This window comes from Mesobacillus sp. (assembly GCF_047739415.1).
In the GTDB taxonomy this organism is placed as follows: domain Bacteria; phylum Bacillota; class Bacilli; order Bacillales; family Cytobacillaceae; genus Mesobacillus.
The window spans coordinates 1-3,588 of record NZ_JBIQOE010000229.1 but is presented as its reverse complement, the minus strand read 5'-3'; the positions used below and the strand labels follow the sequence as shown (position 1 = coordinate 3,588).

Sequence of the window (3,588 nt, the reverse complement as noted above, 5' to 3'; positions counted from 1 at the left end):
GGGAGGATTGTTTCTAGTAATTCCAATAGCTAGGGAGGATTGGAAGAAAAAACAGGTAAATCCTTATGAGAAAAAACAATCTTCCAAAAACCTCTTTCTCTCCTCCCTTCCTCCCTAGTTCCTCCCTAAGCCTTGCAATTACTTAAGGAGGGTTCAGGGAGGATTCAGGAATTCAGGGAGGATAGAGTCATTTGTTCATCCTTTACCTTCCCCTTTATCTCTGTTGCTCCAGCCTTTATCATGTTTCCTGTAGTATTTAATGCTATATCTTCCCAGTAAATTATTCCGGATGTTTTTCTAGTTGTTAATCCCTTGTCCTTAAGCTTTAGACTTAAAGCTCTTTGGCTCAATTCATGTTCTCTATTGATTTCACACCATCTCTTATAGACATCGTATAGCGCTGATGACTGTATAAAACTCTCCTTTTTCCTTGTACAGCAATCATTTAAGAAAGCCTTAATCGTGTCCATCTCAGCTCTATAATCTTCAGTAGCCTGTATCACTTCCTCTGGAGGATTCAACCCTTCCTTTTGCCACTGTAAGCATCCCTGTACTGCCCAGGAGAGGATGCCCGGCAGCTCCTTCATGAGCTTATCTTTTAACTCTCCATCCTGCTTCTCCTTCGGTATGGTGACAGTGAAAGGGATCAAGCGGATACGCCTCCAGATTCCGTTGTCGGTACCTTTGATCACCGGCTTATGGTTCGTTCCCATCCATATCTTAAATTGTGGCGTGAACTCAAAGAACTCCTTATGTAAAAATCTAGCCGTCATTTTGTCTCCACCGGTGATCTGCTTTACAAGGGCCTCCGATAGCTTTTTCCCTTCATCGGCTTCCACAGTAGAAACGAATCGGCTGCCGAATAATCTGGCAATATCATTGGATGCTGAATCCCCTTGCTTAACTAGGAACGTCTGCATCGATGTACTCTTACTGTAATCACCAAGCATAGCCTGGATTGTTTCGAGAAAGGTACTCTTACCATTGGCACCGCTGCCGTAGGTCATAAAAACACATTGCTCTGCCATACTACCTGTAAGGGAGTACCCTATAGCCCGTTGTAAGAAGTCAACCAGCTCTTGTTTCCCATCCATGATCTGAAGCAAGAACTTCGTCCATAGATCTGCTTTTGCATTGGGATCATACTCTACAGGTGCTAACTTGGTGATCATGTGCTCTCTCGTATGATCCAGGAGCTGTCCTGTTCTTAAGTCGATGGTTCCGTTCTGGCAATTTAACAACCATGGGTCCTGGTCTAAATCTTCAGGGCATACAGGAACTCCATTGATATGCTGCGCCTCAGTAATCATATTCTTCTTCCTCGATGCATTTCTGCATTGAGTGATCCACTTGGTAAGGGCCTTGGCAACTTCCTCATTTTCTTCGTCCCTGGCTTCGTTGTACATACTCCTAATCGTTGCATCAGCCTTTCTTTTTATCTCACCAGTCTTATCCTCTGCCCAGCATTTCCCGCTCCAGATATACCAGCAGCTATTTACGAATGAATACCGCAAATCCTTCCCATGATTATGTATAAGCCTTTGTGCATTACCCGTATCATCAAAGGTGAACCGCTTCTTCTTTTGAGCTTCCTCTGTTGTTTCCGTATTTTTAACCCTGGGCTCATAAACCGCATTACAATCCTTGATGGCATTTTCTATAGTCATTTCTCCGTATGTCTGGGAGCCGTTATGGACCTTGTCCCATTTTTCTCGATAGAGTCCTGACATTCTGAAAATGCTATCCATTGCCCTTTCATCTTTGCCGGTCCAAAAGGCCAGCATATTACAAAATGCTTGATCTGCCTCCGACTGGCTAGGGTATTGACCATGCCAATTCCCATTTAGTAGATCAGTAAACCGCTGGCCATTTTTTGCATTGGCTGCCTTAATCAAAATCTCATTCTCTGATAAAGACACCGGCTGAAAAGAGGCCACTGAAAAATATCAGTATTTTAGTAAATGAAAATGGAAAATAGGAAACCACATTCGATTTTGGAGAAATTCTTCTAAATGCGAATGTGGTTTTTCTTTTTAAATAAAGGTTTTAAGGATTACTCCCCCTTATTTTGCTTTATCAATGTCAAGATTCGCTTGATATTCACATTGAATATTGATATTGCTCCTTGTACCCGCATGCCAAATAAGCCCGACGAGATAGCAACATCATAGCCGTGCTGATTTTTAAGCTCACTATTCTTTGCTTCAATCATGTATCGTTCCCGATAGCGTGTCTTGAAGTATTCTGTTTCTTCAAAATGCATTTGCGCCTCATGGGCTTTTGATTTAATTGATACTGAGTATGTCTTTGATTTTGCTCCTTCTTTGTAGCACCCTTGTCGTTGAGAGCATTTTTTACACGTCTGAATATCAAAGTAATAGGTCATAGTTTGATTGGTGTTGGTATTCTTTTTCCCAGTTCTTGCTTTTCTAACTGCTAAGTGTCCTGCCGGACAAACAAATAGATTGGCATCTTTATTAAATGTGAATTCATCTTCTTCATTTCGTACGCCATTAGAAATAATTGGATGTAGCTTTGATATCATCTTAATATCCTTCTCCTCAGCATATTCTAGATTTTCTTTCCCTGAGTATGCAGTGTCACCAATTACTTCTTCAACCTCTATACCATTGGCTTGACTCTTTTCAATTAGTGTTTGTAATTCTGCTCCATCGGGTTTTTCACCTGATGTAATCACTGCCGCGGTGATCAACCGTTCCTCAGTCATGGTGATATGTGTTTTATAGCCGAAGAATGGATCGTCTACGGACTTGTGTCCTACACGAGCTTCATAATCACCTGTTTCTTCTAATGCTGCTTGTGTGTCTGATAATCCTTCCTTTAGATAATTCAATCGCTTCTTGATATTCTCACGAATACTCAGTCTTGCGTTACTCTCCACAACCTGAGCAACTTCATCGCAATAACCAATAACTTCCTCAAGAGATGGATTTACCAGTTTTTGAGGAAACTGACCCTTCATGGTTTCATCCACTTGGTAGACATCGCGGCGAAGTTTCTTTGCACGCTCAAGCAATACTTCCTCCATAGACTTTTGATGATACTTTGCCCGTGTATGGGTTGCATCAACAACCAATGCTTTTCCTAGTTTGATTCCGTTTTCCAGCGCAATTATTAGTGTCTTACCAATCAATTTATCTAGGATATCTTCATTTTTCAATCGTAGTCGACGAAATTTAGTCAATGTGGTGGGATGAATAAGGTTTGTTTCTTCCGGGGCCAAGTCCAGAAAATACTTAAAGGACATATCGCACCGGGTACGTTCAACCAAATCCTCATCGGAAATCTCATGCATGTCTTTAAGCATGAGATATTTAAACATACGAATGGGATCTTCTGCTCCACGGCCTTGAGTAGAATTATAGTTTTTCCCGATTTCCGCTAGGATAAAAGAAAAGTCTACCAACTCCTTTATTTGACGCAATATATTGTCTTTCGTTACAAGTATATCGTACAGTTCAGCATATTTACTGATGATCATTTCTTGTTGGTCTTTTAACATAATGAGTCTCCTTGTTAATTTTCTTGCTTATCATATTCGACATCGACCATGCAATATCCTTTTTG

General features: G+C 41.0%; 2 protein-coding genes. Both read right to left on the bottom strand.

Going from position 1 to position 3,588, the window contains the following annotated elements; translation table 11 throughout:
* Positions 1-164: 164 nt before the first annotated feature.
* Positions 165-1,919, bottom strand: a complete 1,755-nt coding sequence (locus ACH0QE_RS18235) for a phage/plasmid primase, P4 family (protein WP_415801913.1) — start codon at positions 1,917-1,919, stop codon at positions 165-167.
* Between the two features lie 134 nt (positions 1,920-2,053).
* A complete protein-coding gene (locus tag ACH0QE_RS18230; RefSeq protein ID WP_415801912.1) occupies positions 2,054-3,523 on the bottom strand; it encodes an IS1182 family transposase in 1,470 nt (489 codons plus the stop codon).
* Positions 3,524-3,588: the final 65 nt, after the last annotated feature.